This is a genomic window from Bacillus badius NBRC 15713, from assembly GCF_001591605.1.
Taxonomy (GTDB): domain Bacteria; phylum Bacillota; class Bacilli; order Bacillales; family Domibacillaceae; genus Pseudobacillus; species Pseudobacillus badius.
The window spans coordinates 13,205-28,045 of the sequence record NZ_BCVF01000043.1 but is presented as its reverse complement, the minus strand read 5'-3'; the positions used below and the strand labels follow the sequence as shown (position 1 = coordinate 28,045).

General features: G+C 45.8%; 16 protein-coding genes. 6 read left to right on the top strand and 10 right to left on the bottom strand.

Annotation, left to right across the window (positions count from 1 at the left end):
• Nucleotides 1-34 precede the first annotated feature (34 nt).
• The 4 genes from fliT to BBA02S_RS16900 all read right to left on the bottom strand — a co-directional run bounded on the left by fliT (nucleotide 35) and on the right by BBA02S_RS16900 (nucleotide 1,495).
• On the bottom strand, nucleotides 35-379 hold the full coding sequence (gene fliT, locus BBA02S_RS16915; protein ID WP_041094947.1) for a flagellar protein FliT: 345 nt from the start codon (nucleotides 377-379) through the stop codon (nucleotides 35-37).
• The gene (gene fliS, locus BBA02S_RS16910) at nucleotides 379-783 is read right to left on the bottom strand and encodes a flagellar export chaperone FliS (RefSeq protein ID WP_041094949.1); all 405 of its coding nucleotides are present in this window, start codon (nucleotides 781-783) and stop codon (nucleotides 379-381) included. The genes fliT and fliS overlap by 1 nt, the downstream gene beginning before the upstream one ends.
• A 26-nt stretch (nucleotides 784-809) precedes the next feature.
• Entirely contained in the window at nucleotides 810-1,154 is a 345-nt protein-coding gene (gene flaG / locus BBA02S_RS16905; protein WP_041094951.1) for a flagellar protein FlaG, read from the bottom strand.
• A 137-nt stretch (nucleotides 1,155-1,291) separates the two neighbouring features.
• On the bottom strand, nucleotides 1,292-1,495 hold the full coding sequence (locus tag BBA02S_RS16900; protein WP_041094953.1) for a YwbE family protein: 204 nt from the start codon (nucleotides 1,493-1,495) through the stop codon (nucleotides 1,292-1,294).
• A 172-nt stretch (nucleotides 1,496-1,667) separates the two neighbouring features.
• Here BBA02S_RS16900 and BBA02S_RS16895 point away from each other — a divergent pair, with 172 nt between their 5' ends.
• Nucleotides 1,668-2,216, top strand: coding sequence for a glutathione peroxidase (locus BBA02S_RS16895; protein ID WP_041094955.1), 549 nt, complete (start codon nucleotides 1,668-1,670; stop codon nucleotides 2,214-2,216).
• A gap of 84 nt (nucleotides 2,217-2,300) precedes the next feature.
• Here the strand turns inward: BBA02S_RS16895 and BBA02S_RS16890 are convergent, their stop codons facing one another.
• Nucleotides 2,301-4,841, bottom strand: coding sequence for a bifunctional 2',3'-cyclic-nucleotide 2'-phosphodiesterase/3'-nucleotidase (locus BBA02S_RS16890; protein WP_052477303.1), 2,541 nt, complete (start codon nucleotides 4,839-4,841; stop codon nucleotides 2,301-2,303).
• A gap of 196 nt (nucleotides 4,842-5,037) precedes the next feature.
• Between BBA02S_RS16890 and BBA02S_RS16885 the strand changes: the two genes are divergently transcribed.
• Nucleotides 5,038-5,517: a thioesterase family protein gene (locus tag BBA02S_RS16885; RefSeq protein WP_041113713.1), complete on the top strand. Its 480-nt coding sequence runs from the start codon at nucleotides 5,038-5,040 to the stop codon at nucleotides 5,515-5,517.
• A 166-nt stretch (nucleotides 5,518-5,683) separates the two neighbouring features.
• On the opposite strand, the gene BBA02S_RS16880 is transcribed toward BBA02S_RS16885, so the two are convergent.
• Complete coding sequence (locus tag BBA02S_RS16880) at nucleotides 5,684-7,180, bottom strand: APC family permease (protein ID WP_082040220.1); 1,497 nt, start codon at nucleotides 7,178-7,180, stop codon at nucleotides 5,684-5,686.
• Between the two features lie 832 nt (nucleotides 7,181-8,012).
• Between BBA02S_RS16880 and BBA02S_RS16875 the strand changes: the two genes are divergently transcribed.
• Complete coding sequence (locus tag BBA02S_RS16875; protein WP_041094959.1) at nucleotides 8,013-8,333, top strand: YbjQ family protein; 321 nt, start codon at nucleotides 8,013-8,015, stop codon at nucleotides 8,331-8,333.
• A gap of 5 nt (nucleotides 8,334-8,338) precedes the next feature.
• Nucleotides 8,339-8,569, top strand: a complete 231-nt coding sequence (locus BBA02S_RS16870) for a hypothetical protein (protein WP_041094961.1) — start codon at nucleotides 8,339-8,341, stop codon at nucleotides 8,567-8,569.
• A gap of 63 nt (nucleotides 8,570-8,632) precedes the next feature.
• Here the strand turns inward: BBA02S_RS16870 and BBA02S_RS16865 are convergent, their stop codons facing one another.
• Together BBA02S_RS16865 and fmdA are read right to left on the bottom strand one after the other, a co-directional pair.
• Nucleotides 8,633-8,905, bottom strand: coding sequence for a zinc ribbon domain-containing protein (locus BBA02S_RS16865; RefSeq protein ID WP_041094963.1), 273 nt, complete (start codon nucleotides 8,903-8,905; stop codon nucleotides 8,633-8,635).
• A gap of 13 nt (nucleotides 8,906-8,918) precedes the next feature.
• Complete coding sequence (gene fmdA / locus BBA02S_RS16860) at nucleotides 8,919-10,097, bottom strand: formamidase (protein ID WP_041094965.1); 1,179 nt, start codon at nucleotides 10,095-10,097, stop codon at nucleotides 8,919-8,921.
• 185 nt (nucleotides 10,098-10,282) lie between these two features.
• On the opposite strand from fmdA, the gene BBA02S_RS16855 reads away from it, so the two are divergent.
• Together BBA02S_RS16855 and BBA02S_RS16850 are read left to right on the top strand one after the other, a co-directional pair.
• A complete protein-coding gene (locus tag BBA02S_RS16855; RefSeq protein ID WP_041113714.1) occupies nucleotides 10,283-10,873 on the top strand; it encodes a chromate efflux transporter ChrB in 591 nt (196 codons plus the stop codon).
• The gene (locus tag BBA02S_RS16850) at nucleotides 10,870-11,412 is read left to right on the top strand and encodes a chromate efflux transporter ChrA (protein ID WP_041094969.1); all 543 of its coding nucleotides are present in this window, start codon (nucleotides 10,870-10,872) and stop codon (nucleotides 11,410-11,412) included. The genes BBA02S_RS16855 and BBA02S_RS16850 overlap by 4 nt, the downstream gene beginning before the upstream one ends.
• A gap of 210 nt (nucleotides 11,413-11,622) precedes the next feature.
• On the opposite strand, the gene BBA02S_RS16845 is transcribed toward BBA02S_RS16850, so the two are convergent.
• A complete protein-coding gene (locus BBA02S_RS16845) occupies nucleotides 11,623-13,116 on the bottom strand; it encodes an amino acid permease (protein ID WP_041094971.1) in 1,494 nt (497 codons plus the stop codon).
• A 136-nt stretch (nucleotides 13,117-13,252) separates the two neighbouring features.
• The gene (locus tag BBA02S_RS16840) at nucleotides 13,253-14,755 is read right to left on the bottom strand and encodes an aminotransferase class I/II-fold pyridoxal phosphate-dependent enzyme (protein WP_052474969.1); all 1,503 of its coding nucleotides are present in this window, start codon (nucleotides 14,753-14,755) and stop codon (nucleotides 13,253-13,255) included.
• Nucleotides 14,756-14,841 lie beyond the last annotated feature (86 nt).

The following is a 14,841-nucleotide window of genomic DNA, read 5'->3' as shown; positions in this document are numbered from 1 at the left end:
TCTGAAGCGAACCGGCTGAAAGCGGTTCACTCTTTTAATTCTTTTTATCATAGAAAACGCCGTCCATCTGCATGGAAGCATAAGGGTTCACATATTTATCTACCGAATCCTTTTTCTTCGTCAAGCTTGTCATATCTTTTTGAATAGCCTCTTTTAATGACCTCAGCTTCAGGTTTATGACCGCGTTTCTTTTAATCATTTCCTGTCCAAGCTGCTTCTCTTCTTCCGTATAAGGCCCTTTTACATCCGCAAGCAGCTTTTCTCTCATCTCAAGCAAGGTTTCAATCGCAGCTACTGTTTGGTCGCGGTCCTCCGGCTGGCGATTTACGAGCTGGTACAGCTTTTCTGTCACCTCAAAGCAGTCTTTAACCGCTGACATTAGGCTTGTCCACCGGTACCGGCATGCTGAAGCTGGCGATTTTTTTGAATCACTTCTTTCCAAGTGTCACGGAATTCAGTAACAAATCCTTCGACTTCTTCTAAAATGATTGTGTCATTTTTTATATTTGCTTCTACAAGACGGCGGTTTAAATAATCATATAGCGACATTAAGTTTTCCGATACAGCCGTCTCCATATTGAGCGTCACCATCAATTCCTGAATGATTGCCTGCGCTTTTTGGATGCTTGTGTTTTTCGCTTCAATATTTCCGTCGGCAACTGCTTGTTTTGCCTGATTGATAAACTTCAAGCAGCCGTTATAAAGCATGAGCGTTAATTCACCGGGAGAAGCTGTCGTTACGGCATTATTTGAATAGGTTTGGTAAGGGTTTTTCATTGCCACCAAAAACACTCCTTGTCATATATTTTCTAGATCTTTCTATCGACTAAGATCCCTAAATATTCTTTCATCGCTGCATACATATCCAGCAGCTTTTTCGGCGGGATTTCCTTGATGACTTCATGAGTGACATCATCGACCATTGTGACATAATATTCTTCAAGCTTTTCGTGAAACTCAAATTTTAAATGAGTGTTTGACGGCTTCAGAAAATCATTCATTCCTTGTACCGTTTTTTCCATTTCTTCTTTATTCGGCATCCGCTGCGAGCCGGTAAACTGCTGGCTTGGCTGATGGTCCACGTCTGCTTTCATTTGGCCTGGCTGATGTACCGACTGAATGAGCGGACTCGTTTTGCCCACTTTCTCTATCATACTATTTCCGCCCCCTTTGGCATATCCTTACTGTTATTTATATCGGAAGAGACGACTGGTTATTAACAGGCAAAAGGAAAACAATTGCCGAATTCTCTCCTCGGCTTTCGCCTCAGACACTGCTTGTATCTAACCGGTTACTCCCCCTTGGAATAGATATGCTGCACACGCCCGACTTGCCCATCTTGAAGCCTCACTTTGATGCCGTGCGGATGAGAAGCTGAGTTCGTTAAAATATCCTTCACTATACCGGTTGTTCTTTTTCCTGTTCGCTGGTCTTGCTTTAATACGACATCTACTTGGATGCCTGCCTGGATGTCCTTGCGGTATTTGCCATTCATCGAGAAAGGCTCCTTTCTTATTTAAGTACTTCATTCATTAACTATAGCTCTAGTTATCATTTGTTCCCACTATAATTTATCGTTTATAGTCCCAAATGACTATTTTTCTTTGATAAACAGCAACTTTTATCATATAATAATCATTATTACATAATACTAAGGGAGCGAGAAAATGGACATTCATCAATTCACAGCTAAAAAAAGAAACGGGGAAACTATTCGTTTGGAACACTATAAAGGGAAGATCTTGCTTATCGTTAATACAGCAAGCAAATGCGCTTTTACTCCGCAGTTTGAAGACTTGCAACGATTATACATACGTTATCAAGATGCGGGATTAGAAATCCTTGGATTCCCCTGCAACCAATTCGGCAGCCAGGAACCAGGAAGCAACGAGGAAGCGGCTGAGTTCTGCCAGTTGAATTATGGGGTTACCTTTCCTATCTTCTCAAAGATAGAGGTCAACGGAGAGCAGGCTGATCCGTTGTTCAAATATTTACAAGAAGCTGCGCCGTTTCGCGGCTTTAACGAAAAGAATATTCACGAAAAGCTGTTAAAAATGATGATTGCCGATAAAAATCCCGAATGGCTGATCGGTGACTCTATTAAGTGGAATTTCACTAAATTTCTGATTACGCCAGATGGCGCGGTTGCCCAGCGTTTTGAGCCTTCTGATACGTTTTCATCAATCGAGCAAGAGATTGAGCGTTTGCTAGCTTAACAAAGCGCCGCGGACATCTGTCCGCGGCGCTTTTTAAGTCAATAGCAAGCTTAGAGGCTTCTCTTTCAAATGGCTGAAGCGACATCACTTTTTATATTGATCTAACAAGTAAATCACCTTTGCCGCTTCGGCACGGTTAGCCGTTTTCTTTGGCTGGAACAAATTATTCTTGTACCCCGATAAGAACTCAAGCTCTACTGCTATTGCAATTTCATCGGCAAATCCTTTATGAATTTGTTTTTTATCCTTGAATGCCAGCGGCTTGGAGGCAGAGAACTTCTTGCCTGTCTTTACTTCCAGCGCCTTGACCGTCATAGCTGCCATCTGCTCCCTGGTCACCGGCTGGTGCGGCGCAAACCGGTCTTTGCTCATTCCGGAAACAATGCCTGCCTCATAAACAGCAGCAACCTCTTTAGCCATAGCAGGAGGCACATCTTTAAATGGAACTGCTCCTTTCGCTTTCAAGTCCAAGGTGCGGGCCAAAAATGCCGCATACTCTCCTCTTTTCACACTAGCTTGAGGGGCAAATATATCCTTGCTTTTCCCAAAGATAATTCCTTTCTCTGCTAGTGAATGGATATACTCATAAGCCCAATGGTCTTTTGGCACGTCTTTAAATTTTTTTTCGCCGTCTCCCGGCTCTGCAGCTTGGCCCTTCATGTTAATGGAATATTGGGCAAATCCGCTGTCCAGCTGCTGAACGAAAGCAAATGTATCAGAGCCGCCGATAAACTTCTTCGCGTTCGGCGAGCTTTCAAAGGTCACCTGCACGTTTGCAGAAATTGGCGCAAATGACCAATTGCCGTCCGCTGACGGATTGATTTCCTTCTTCTCCATAATATAATCAATTAAAATGCCTCTGCTTTCATCAGGCGTAGCAAGAGCGATATTTTTTCCGTTAAGTCCCGGGAAGCTGCCCCCGCCTCCCGCCCGGTAATTATTTGTGGCAACAAGAAATTTTTGCTGCGGATCAATAGGTTGGCCATTGTACTGCAGGTTTTTGATCCGGCTAGCATCCGCCTGAACAACCTTTCCATCTCTTCCATACTTCGCCGGCTGGGTGACATCGACTTGATAGGTCACACCATCCAGCGTATCAAAGTTGTATGTCGGAAAATCTTTATTGATAAGCTCCTGCATTTCCGCCTTAGACGAGTCGATCTGATTAAACTGTCCGGCTGACATCTCCAGCCATTCTTTCACTTGTGCTCCATTGATCATAACGGCACTTAGCGTATTCGGATACAAGTACAGGTCTGATACGTTTTTGATGGCGATATCACCAGCCGGAATATCTGTGTAATAGCTTGGTCCCATGCGTGCGCCAGCTTTAAATGGAGCAGCTGCCGACAGAACCGGAACGTTTTCATATTCAGTTCCTTTAATGTGCTTTTCCACATACCATTTTTGAGCGTTAGCGACAATTTGTACAGAAGGATCATCCTGAACAAGCGCAAAATAACTGTTGATTGGCGCCGTTGTTTTGCCAACGGCACTGCGCACCCAGTTGAGTGTGCCTTCATGATCATCTTTCACGGCATTGACAATCTCTTTATCTGATTCTACAGCCGGCTTGCCGTCAGCATTCAAAATTCCTCTGGTAGTTGCTTGGGAGTTTGTAACGGCCCACTTGCCGTTCTCCTTCTTCAGCTGCAAGTCCACTATGCCAAGGTGGCTGCCCCAAAAACCGGGCATCACAGCTGCTGTCCCATTGACTGTTCCTTTTTCAATATTTGCACCCGGCAAATCTTTATATTGGCTGCTTGGAAATACACCATGCGAATGGCCGAAGAGCACGGCGTCAATCCCTTCCACCTTCGTTAAGTCATATGTCGCATTTTCCTTCATCGTTCCTTCTTCCATCGTACCGAGCCCCGAGTGGGGAATCGCCACAATAACGTCCGCGCCCTTTGCCTTCATTTCAGGCACGAATTTTTTGGCAGACTCTATGATATCTTTTGCGATCACTTTGCCTTCCAAGTTCGCTTTGTCCCAGTTCATGATTTGCGGCGGCACAAAGCCGATCACGCCCACCTTAACTGTATGTTCTTCCCCGTCTTCATCGGTTACTTTTTTATCAATCAGCAAATAAGGAGTGAAATAGTTTTTATCATTGTCGGGATTGTTATCCTTATCGTCTGCGTAAACATTCGCATTAACATAAGGAAAGTCCGATCCTTTTAGTGAAGTGCTTAAGAAATCAAGTCCGTAGTTAAATTCATGGTTGCCGATATTGCCGGCATCATAATCCAGCAAATTCATGGCCTTGTAGACTGGATGTGTATCGCCGGCCTTCAATCCCTTTATCTTGGCAATATAATCTCCGAGCGGATTGCCTTGAATCAGGTCTCCATTATCGAATAGCATGGAGTTTTTGCTTTCTGTTCGAGCTTGCTTAATGAGGGAAGCTGTGCGGGCAAGACCGTAATCATTTACTTCCTTGTCCTGATAGTAATCATAGTTCATTACATTGACATGGATATCCGTCGTCTCCAGCAACCGCAAATTCACAATGTCTTCATTTAACACATTCGCATAGGCCGGTTTTTCCATGCTTGCCGGCAGCACTAGTCCAAACATAAGTGCCGCTGTAACCGCTGTTTTCTTTACTTTATCAGCTGCCATTCTTTTCCCTCCCCGGATAAACTGCTTCTTTTTGATCATAGCATAAAAAATGTAAAAAACTTTATGGGCATGTAAATTTTGTATCAGACTTTATTAAACTTTTCTTCTCCTCTTTACCTAAGGTAACTATGATAGGATAGAAAAGTATTCAGAATTTTTTCACAAAGTGAACGAATAACAAAAAAGGAGGAAACGCATGAACGAACAGTGGATCATCTTAGAAGATCATGTGAGGGATGAATGGCTTGATTACAATGGTCATATGAATGATGCCGAATATGCCCACGTCTTTAGCTGGGCCGGTTTTAATTGGATGGAGGAGGTCGGTTTTAATGATGCTTTCCGTGAGAAATATCAATACACTATTTTCACCTTGGAAAGCCACCTTTGTTATTTGGCAGAAATGAAGCCAAAGGAAGCATTAACCGTTTCTATTCAAATTCTCGATTACGATGAAAAACGTGTTCATTTTTTCTTTGAACTGTTTGGCGAAGGTGGAAAGCAGGCTGCCACCTGCGAACAAATGCTGATGGGCATTGATCAGAAAGAGCGCCGGCCGGCTCCGTTTCCCGACGAGCTTTTCCAAAAAATCGCGGCTTTACACGCGCAGCAGCAAGCACTTCCGAAGCCTAAGGAAGCTGGGCGAGCCATCGGCATCCGCAGGAAAATCAAGTAAGTACACCTTAAAAAGCCAGCTCTTGAACAGGAGCTGGCCATCCTTTTCATTAAGCTGCCGCCGGCGGTAACGCCAGATGCTTCTTGACAGTGTCTATACTTGAGTTTAAAAGCGCTGGTAACGTTCCTATTTTTGTTCAGGCAGCACACCTTTTACTTTTCAATTATCAAGGAGCCGCTTTTTCATCAGTATCGGCCGGTACCTGGTGATGAAAACCGCTGGCCAGGTGACTGTGTTCACCGAGAATGTAGTAATCCAACTCTTCTTTCGGAATTTGCCTGAAGGCCTTGCCGCGCACCCCATAAAAAACAGCTCCGATAACAAGCCAAATTAATAAGGCAATCCACGACGGCACTCCCATAAACGCCGGTGAGCCAGGAACGGCAAGCAAGCCGACAAAAACGAGGCTGGCGATCAATCCTAGCAAGCTGCAAAATTTTCTTGCCGGAGAAACAGCTCCTTCCATCACCGTATCATTATTTCCTGACCATCTGAAAAACTTATACGCCGCAAAGCATGTATAAAAGTAAGCAACCGCTACACCGATCGATGCCATATCAACGATCCATAAAAGCACCTGCCGCCCGAACCAAGGAGCCGCTAAGCAAATCACCATTGTAAACAAAATGCCCGCATAAGGCGTCCGGTATGTCGGATGCAGCTTCCCAAATACTTCCGGAAGGATTTGGGCCCGGCTCATGGCAAAAAGCAGCCGGCTCGCCGACACATAAAATCCATTGAGTCCGGTAAAAATACCCATGCAAATGGCAATCGCCAACACGCTTAACCCTGCACTTCCAAATGCCCCGGAAATAACATCTCCTGTTCCCCAAATGGATTGCTTGGCTACTAGCTCCTGCCACGGCATTGCTACAGCCGTAAATAGAATGTTGGTTATATAAATGAGCGTAGCAAAGATAAGCGCCCATACAATTAAAGAAAATGCTTTCTTTGCAGGGAAATCAAATTCTTCTGCTGATTGGGGAACATTATCAAAGCCAACATAAGCAAAAGGGGCAATAGCCACAATCGTCAGAATAGCGGACAACGCTGGAATTTCCGGATTAAAAACCGGCTGTAAATGAGAGAAGGAGGAAGCAGAATGAGTAAACATGCCAAACGCCAGCGCGGCCACTCCCAGCACAAGAACAACACAGAAAATAAACTGCAGCCTGCCAGAAAAAGAAGCACCACGAATATTGAGCCATGCAAATACGCATAAGGCGGCTGTTGCAATCAGCACTTCCGTGATATACACATCCCAGCCGGCAATGCTGTACATCTGCCCTTTCATGGCCACCTGCGGAATAGTGAACTTAAACAAAAGCGCCAGGGCAGAAGCATTCAAGGCAACAATGCTCATATAGCCGAGCGCCAAAAACCAGCCGCATATATAAGCATTTGTCCGCCCAAACCCGAGATAAGCATAGGCGAACTCTCCCCCTGAAACGGGAAAATGCCAGATCAGAAAACCATAGCTGACAGCAATCAAAATCATAAGCAGACCGCCAATTCCAAAACCAATCGCCGCACCGATAGGCCCGGGTTTCGCCATCCAATCTGCCGGCAGAACAAAGCTCCCCCATCCGATAGCTGAACCTAAAGCAATCGCCCAAACCCAATGCGGCTTTAACGTCTTGTCCAACTGTGTTCTCTCTTTCACACAAAAACCTCCTTCATTTATAAGTAATTAAACTCATGAAGAAGGCTTCCGCTGAAAAGCTTATCACCATCCCCAAGAGTATAATCCTTCCATTTATTTACGGAATATTCAGAAATACGTTATTACAAGTTGGGGACGGCTCGATGCTGCCTTTATTTGTATGAAAAAGATGCAAACAGGCAAAAGCTCAGATTTCTGCTTTTTTCTTACTCATACTATATTATAAATTTGTCCATGCAACGATTTAACATGCCAATAACTGTTATTAAATAGTTAGATAAATCGGCATGATCTCCAGAATAAGAATAAATAATAACCACTCTATATCATTTAATAGTCAAACCGTCCCTCCGAAAAACCCCTCTTCTTTCGTCATCCTATAAACAAGCCATCTTGCAGGAACGGGTTTCTGAATTGCAGCATTTACTTTCCCTGCACTAAATCCTCTATGCAGCTGCTGACTGCCCGTTACGGAAAATAGGCGTCCGATAATTATTTATTCTATCTTGTGAATATTCTGCAAAAATATGACAAAAAAAGTTCTTGAAATTGGAAGCGTTTTCTTTTATGATAGTAATAGGCAGGGCAGCAACAGGGGCTGTCATGGTATTTGGCGCAGGCGGGGCCGATATCGGTTATTGTTGTATAAAAATTCATCATTTGTACTTTAAATGCAAATGATGAATGCAACAATCTCATTTAAAAAAAGCGCTGAAGACCTTTTCTTCAGCGCTTTTTCATGTGCTGTTCATTCTTTGGGCGTGGCAGGCATATAAAAAACAAGGTACAATAAAACAAGAAATAGTTACCAAAAGATAAGGGGTGGAGAAAGATGATTATTGTAACAACAGAAAATATCTCCGGTTACAGAATTACAGAAATCAAAGGACCGGTATTTGGGTTAACTGTAAGAGCCCGGGGAATCGGAAAAGATATCGTCGCCTCATTCAAAGGGCTTGTCGGCGGAGAAATCAACCAATATACAGAAATGCTTGAAGATGCCCGCAAGCAGGCAATGGACCGCATGGTGGAAAACGCGAAGGCAATGGGCGCTAATGCCATTATTATGATGCGCTTTGATTCCGGCGAAATCGGCCAGAACATGAGTGAAATTGTCGCCTACGGAACAGCCGTTATTGCCGAGCAGGAATAAGGGCGATGGTGGAGTGGATTATTGGCTTTTACGGACTGCAGCTGATCGCACTTATTATTCTGATCGCGGGTTCCTGGTTCTTCTGGGACCGCCGTTTCAAATCAAAACACGGCGAACAAGTGCCGGAAGGATTTATCCGCACGAAGGAAGTCTCCATTGATCCGACAACGAAGAAGAAATTGGTCGTTTATATGCACCCGGATACAGGAGAACGATTTTATAAAGAAGAAAAGTAGAAACATCCCGGCTTCTATGAAAGCAGCCGGGATGTTTCTTTTTCTATTTAAAAGATCTCTCTGCTAATGTCCAACCTGCCATGGCCGGCTCACCTGGGGCTTCACTTTTCTCTGTTTCGGTCCCAGCTCTTCCCGCGTCACCCGGCGCGGCTCCATTCCCCTTTCAACTCTCGTCCGCACTTCCTTTGAATAAGAAAATAAATAAGGAGGCAAATAAACCCGTGATGACTCCTGCTGGCACTCCGGGCACTGTGCTGCTCCTCTATTCCCTGCTGCAGATGTAAAAAATAAAGTAAACTCGCCGCACTGGCTGCAGTTAAATGTGTAACTTGGCAAGCCGTCCTCCCCCTTACTTTGGATCAATATCTTTATCAAATATTTTTGTCGGGATCGCTACAGTACAGCACGCATTTGGAATATCCACAATGCCGCTGATCCGCCCTTCAACCGGCGCGGTGCCCAATATCATGTACGCCTGCTCTCCGGTGTAGCCGAGTGTTTTCAAATATTCGATCGCATTTAAACAGGCTCTCCGGTAAGCAATATGGGCATCTAAATAATGCTGCTTTCCGGAAAACTCATCTACCGAAACTCCCTCAAATACAAGGTAGTCTGAATAATGCGGTTCAACCGGTCCTGGTTTGAAAACCGGGTTATCTTTAATTTTATATTTTTCCATGCCGCCTTTAATTACATCCACCTTTAAATCAATCCAGCCGGCCATCTCAATTCCGCCGCAGAAGGTAATTTCCCCATCTCCTTGTGAAAAGTGAAGATCGCCTACCGACAGCTTGGCCCCGTCAATAAATACTGGAAAGAAAACTCTTGAGCCTTTGGACAAGTTTTTAATATCACAATTGCCGCCGTTCTCCCTTGGAGGCACCGTTCTTGCCCCTTCTTTGGCAACCCGGTCAAACTCTGCTCCTTTCAGCGTTCCGAGCACCGCATGTTCGGCCTGCGGAGAAGTGGCGAGCTCAGGCACGCGGTCGGGGTCCGTCATCTTCAACTCCTGCTCCCGCCTGTTCCACTCCTGCAGCAGCTCCATGGACGGGGCTACCCCGATTAATCCCGGATGAATCATGCCGGCGAACTTCACACCCGGCACATGCCTGGAAGTGGTGTAAATGCCTTCAAAATCCCAAATGGATTTAGCCGCTTCCGGAAAATGTTCGACTAAAAAGCTGCCGCCGTTTTCCTTAGCAAAAATCCCGTTAAACCCCCATTCATGATCCGGAAAAGCTCCGATGTCCAAAATGTCGACAACGAGCAAATCTCCGGGCTCAGCACCGTTCACATACACCGGTCCGCTTAAAACGTGCACACGCGGCAAAATCACATCGCGAATGTCATTCGGACTGTCGTTATTAGCAATTTGCCCGTCCGTCCAGTCTTTGCACTCCATTCGAAAAACTTCTCCTGGCTCTACAGAGAAGGCCGCTGGAATATCTGGATGCCAGCGGTTATGGCCAGGATGTGCCTGCTGCTCCATGGGTTTGCTGAGATCGAGTTTGAATAAGGTTTTTGGCATGTTGTTCCTCCTTCAATTTATTGATCTATGAAGTCAGACTATGTATGCGCCTTCATTCTAACTTTAACAAGATTAATAGTCAAATTATTCTCACTATTTTCCGCTATTTATTTCCATGGAAAAGGGCTATATTTGTTAAAATGATGGTAGCGATCTCACCTGCATGAAGATGGGAGGATACACATATGAATGGAAAAGCATATATTGATATCGCCGCAGCCATGGCAAGAACCGGGGTGCTGGGTTATGGCGGCGGACCATCCGTCATCCCTCTCTTCCGTCATGAAGCTGTTTCACGCTATAAATGGATGAGCGATGAAGAGTTCGGGGAAATTTTGGCCTTTGCCAATGCGCTGCCCGGTCCGATTGCCACTAAAATGGCCGCTCAGCTAGGCTACCGCCAAAAAGGAACGATCGGCGCTTTTATCGCCGTGATTGCCCATATCCTTCCTACCACCATTGGCATAATTGCTTTGCTGGGCACGCTTTATTCCCTAAAGGAATCAACTGTGATCTCTGGCATGATTGCCGCCGTTCGTCCGGTCATCGCCGTCTTGCTCGGCATGATGGCCTATGAGTTTTGCGCTAAAACCTGGAAAGGACTCGGCAAAACAGTCGGCTTGGCTGCCGGTCTCCTCTCCTTTTTGCTGCTCGTTCTGTTAAATGTTCATCCGGCTATTGTCATTATCTTGTTTTTGGCCTATGGAACGATTCATCTCCGGGTTTCTAGATGGGCCAAACAAAAGACGGGCAAAGATCGCGAGGACTCCATATGATTTACTGGCAGCTATTTTCTGCATTTTTTGTAGCAAATTTACTCGGCTATGGCGGCGGACCTGCTTCGATCCCCCTGATCCAGCAAGAGGTCGTTGACCATTATGGGTGGATGACGAATGAGCAATTTGTAGATATGCTGGCGATGGCGAATGCCCTGCCTGGACCAATCTCAACGAAGATTGCCGCCTTTGCCGGCTATCAGCAAGCCGGCTGGCTCGGTGTTATCACGGCGACCGCTGCAACGGTGGCTCCATCAGCTATAGCTATCGTTATCCTTCTGAACCTCTTAAGCCGCTTTAAACATTCGCCGGCTGTAAAAGGAATGACACTCCTTGTTCAACCGGTCATTGCTGTCATGATGATTATGCTGACATGGGAATTCAGCCATGTGTCCTTTGAATCCATCGGATACGTGCAATCGTTTCTTATTGCGACCGCGGCCTGGCTGGCAATGGTTAAATGGAAAATACACCCAGCCGTCGTCATTGTAGCAGCCTTTATTTACGGAGGACTTGTGCTGCCTCATATCGGCTCATAGGTTTATGCGCGCAATTTAGAGAAATATGCGTGCAACCAGGGAGTTTATGCACGCAAATCGGGAAATAGGCGCGCTCCCGCGTCAAATACGCGCGAAACAGAAAAATTATGCACAAAAAACAAGGATGTGCACGAAAGCCAAAGCTTTCGGCACATCCTTGTTTCAATTTCACAATTCAGACATATTGTGAGCGCTTCCAATCATTTGGAATTAAGATTTGTTCATATTACATTCTTTCAACGGTACAACTTTTGTTTTCTTTACAAACTTATAACCGAGCCACACAGCAATGAACAGCGGCAGCCCAATGTAAGAAATAACCGCACCGTTCCAGTCAACCTTGCCGCTCGTAAAGGCGCTGTAATTTTGTCCCAAAATGACGACGGTACAAAGGACAAGCGCAAAGATCGGGCCGAACGGAAACCACTTGGCTTGATAAGGCAGGTCGCGTAAATCGCGCCCTTGCGCGATATAAGCTTTACGGAAACGATAATGGCTGAGCGAGATGCCAACCCATGCAATAAACCCTGACATCCCTGAAGCATTCAATAACCAAATATAAACGGCTCCATCTCCAAAGAAAGAAGCGAGAAAGGCCATCATGCCGACAAGCGAAGTGATAATCAAGGCATTCACTGGCACGCCGCGTTTATCCAGCTTTGCCAGAAACTTCGGTGCCTTTCCTTCTCTCGCCAAGTCCCACAGCATCCGCGAAGAAGCATACATACCTGAACTGCCTGCTGACAAAACAGATGTCAAAATGATCGCATTCATGACCGACGCCGCGAAAGCAACTCCGACTTGATCAAACACAAGAGTAAACGGACTGATTGTTACATCCTCGTTCGCAAGGCTGGCTGTTGTGTATGGAATGATCAAGCTAATGACGAGAATAGCAAAAATATAAAATAGTAAAATGCGCCAAAATACTTGGCGGACGGCTTTCGGAATGGAACGGGACGGATCATCTGTTTCCCCGGCCGCTACCCCGAAAAGCTCTGTCCCCTGGAATGAGTAGCCTGCAGCCATAAAAATCCCTAAGATCGTCATAAATCCGCCATGGAACGGAGCATCTCCGATCGTAAAGTTTTTAAAACCAATGTATTCACCGCCAAGGATGCCAAAAATCATCAGAACCCCGACAATCAAAAATACAATAACCGTCGTGACTTTAATCATTGAAAACCAGTATTCTGATTCCCCGAATCCCTTTACAGAAAGATAATTCAACAGGAAAATGATGGCTAAACACATACCGCTCCAAAGAATGGAAGGGCTGTCCGGAAACCAAAACTTCATGATCAGCGCTACAGCGGCAAGCTCAGAAGCAATCGTGATCGCCCAGTTATACCAATAGTTCCAGCCGAGAGCGAAGCCGAGAGCCGGATCGACAAAGCGGGTCGCATACGTACTGAATGAACCGGCTACAGGCAAAAAGGCCGCCATTTCCGCCAGACTGATCATAACAAAGTAAACCATTATCCCGATCGCTCCATAAGCGAGCAAAGCTCCACCCGGTCCCGCCGTGTGAATGGCACTGCCGCTCGCTAAGAACAATCCTGTTCCGATCGTTCCCCCAAGCGCGATCATCGTCAAATGTCTTGATTTTAAATTTCTCTTTAACTCCTGCGGTGCTTCTTGCACTGGCTGACTTTTCGCCTCACTGGCAGATAAAACAGTAGATTGAGAGGCATTATTTTGCATTCATTGTTCCTCCTTTGTTCGATGAGGACCTGTCATGTTCTGCTTGCGGATTCTTCGGTTGTTCATTCCAGTCTTCATACTTTATCATTGCCCGGCCGGAGCTTCTTATTGAAACGGCGGCCGGTTGAATAATGAACTACTCAAGCACATATAGCGTTCTTAACGTATCGTCTGAAGGGCTTTGGAAATAGGCCCCCATTTCTTTTAACTCCCGAATCGTTTGGACATGTGTCGCCGTAATCTCTTCACCCGGCGTCAACAGCGGAATGCCCGGCGGATAAGGAAGGATCATTTCGCCGCAAAGCGAGCCGACCGCCTCCTCCAACGCTACTCTTTTGCGCGGCATATGAAAGGCATCGCGCAAAGACACCTCCTGCTTATACAGCGTGCCCTCTGCTGCAAACAGAACCGTTTCTGTTTTCTCCTCTTGTTCCTCCACTGTCCATTTCTGCAGCTTTTGGTCAATCGCTTTAATTGCGTCAACTACCTTATCAATATCTTCATGCTTTTCATTCAGGGAGAACAAAAAGACGATATTGCGCGGGTCGCTGATTTCCGCTGTGCAGCCTTGCTCATAAAACAGATCAAGCAGCTGATAGCCGGAGACCATTTCATTCTTGCAGGAAATGATCCATTTCAGCGGATCCCGGTAATGAACTTCATCGCTGCCTTCCCAGATCGAAAGCGCTTGCAGCTCATCCCTGAGAGCGATTCGTCTTTCCTCCAGCCGCTTCACCGTTTCTTTTAAATGGCCGCGTCCTTCTGTCACTAAATAACGACGTGCTAAATCGAGAGAAGCCAATAACGGATAAGACGGGCTCGTTGATTGAATCATTCCAAGCACTTGTGCCAGCCGCTCGCGGGACACACGATTTCCTTTTACATGAAGCATGGAAGCCATCGTCATTGCTGTGAGCATCTTGTGGGTCGATTGGACAACTACATCCGCTCCCTTGGAAAGCGCAGATGGCGGCACTTCTTCCGCTTGGCCGAAATGAGCGCCATGAGCTTCATCGACAATTAGAGGCACGCCAGCTTGATGGCAGGTTTCTGCTAAATGAGTGATATCCTGGCTCATTCCATAATAGTTTGGATTGGTAATCCAGACACCTTTCACATCGGGATTCTCCTTTAATGCTTTCTCGATGTAGTGAATATCAGACACTTTCGCTACTTTCGTTGTTGATTCAATAGCTGGCGCGATAAAAATCGGCTGCGCGCCTGCGAGCATCAATCCATGAAACACTGATTTATGCATATTGCGCTGAACGAGAATTTTATCTCCAGGCGCACATAAAGTCAGGGCTACTCCAATATTGCCAATCGTGCTTCCCCCAACAAGGAAAAAGGTATGGTCTGCGCCAAACGCCTCTGCTGCCAGCTTCTGTGCATCAGCGATAAAGTCTGTCGGGTGATGCAGGTCGTCAATTCCTACTGATTCTGTCGCGTCAATTTTCAAGATGCTGGCAAAGCGGCCAAAGGCTTCTTTGTCGAACACCCGGCCGTCCTTATGTCCTGGAACATGCATGGACGTGCGTTTGCTTGCTTCATATAAACAAAGGGCCTCGTAAAGCGGTGCCGCTGTGTGATCAACCGTAGCATGAGGGGCTTCATGCATTTGTGTAATAGTAAGATTCATTCTCTTTCTCCTCCTATGCTTCATACTGAGCAGAATGATGTTTCTTCTGCCGCTAACTATTCCGCTTTATTTATAGCAATTTGCAT

Bases quoted from the DNA above. Each gene is read 5' to 3' on its own strand.
- fliT (WP_041094947.1), bottom strand. From the start codon at position 379: ATGTCAGCGGTTAAAGACTGCTTTGAGGTGACAGAAAAGCTGTACCAG.
- flaG (WP_041094951.1), bottom strand. From the start codon at position 1,154: ATGATAGAGAAAGTGGGCAAAACGAGTCCGCTCATTCAGTCGGTACAT.
- BBA02S_RS16900 (WP_041094953.1), bottom strand. From the start codon at position 1,495: ATGAATGGCAAATACCGCAAGGACATCCAGGCAGGCATCCAAGTAGAT.
- BBA02S_RS16895 (WP_041094955.1), top strand. From the start codon at position 1,668: ATGGACATTCATCAATTCACAGCTAAAAAAAGAAACGGGGAAACTATT.
- BBA02S_RS16890 (WP_052477303.1), bottom strand. From the start codon at position 4,841: ATGGCAGCTGATAAAGTAAAGAAAACAGCGGTTACAGCGGCACTTATG.
- BBA02S_RS16885 (WP_041113713.1), top strand. From the start codon at position 5,038: ATGAACGAACAGTGGATCATCTTAGAAGATCATGTGAGGGATGAATGG.
- BBA02S_RS16875 (WP_041094959.1), top strand. From the start codon at position 8,013: ATGATTATTGTAACAACAGAAAATATCTCCGGTTACAGAATTACAGAA.
- BBA02S_RS16870 (WP_041094961.1), top strand. From the start codon at position 8,339: ATGGTGGAGTGGATTATTGGCTTTTACGGACTGCAGCTGATCGCACTT.
- fmdA (WP_041094965.1), bottom strand. From the start codon at position 10,097: ATGCCAAAAACCTTATTCAAACTCGATCTCAGCAAACCCATGGAGCAG.
- BBA02S_RS16855 (WP_041113714.1), top strand. From the start codon at position 10,283: ATGAATGGAAAAGCATATATTGATATCGCCGCAGCCATGGCAAGAACC.
- BBA02S_RS16850 (WP_041094969.1), top strand. From the start codon at position 10,870: ATGATTTACTGGCAGCTATTTTCTGCATTTTTTGTAGCAAATTTACTC.
- BBA02S_RS16845 (WP_041094971.1), bottom strand. From the start codon at position 13,116: ATGCAAAATAATGCCTCTCAATCTACTGTTTTATCTGCCAGTGAGGCG.
- BBA02S_RS16840 (WP_052474969.1), bottom strand. From the start codon at position 14,755: ATGAATCTTACTATTACACAAATGCATGAAGCCCCTCATGCTACGGTT.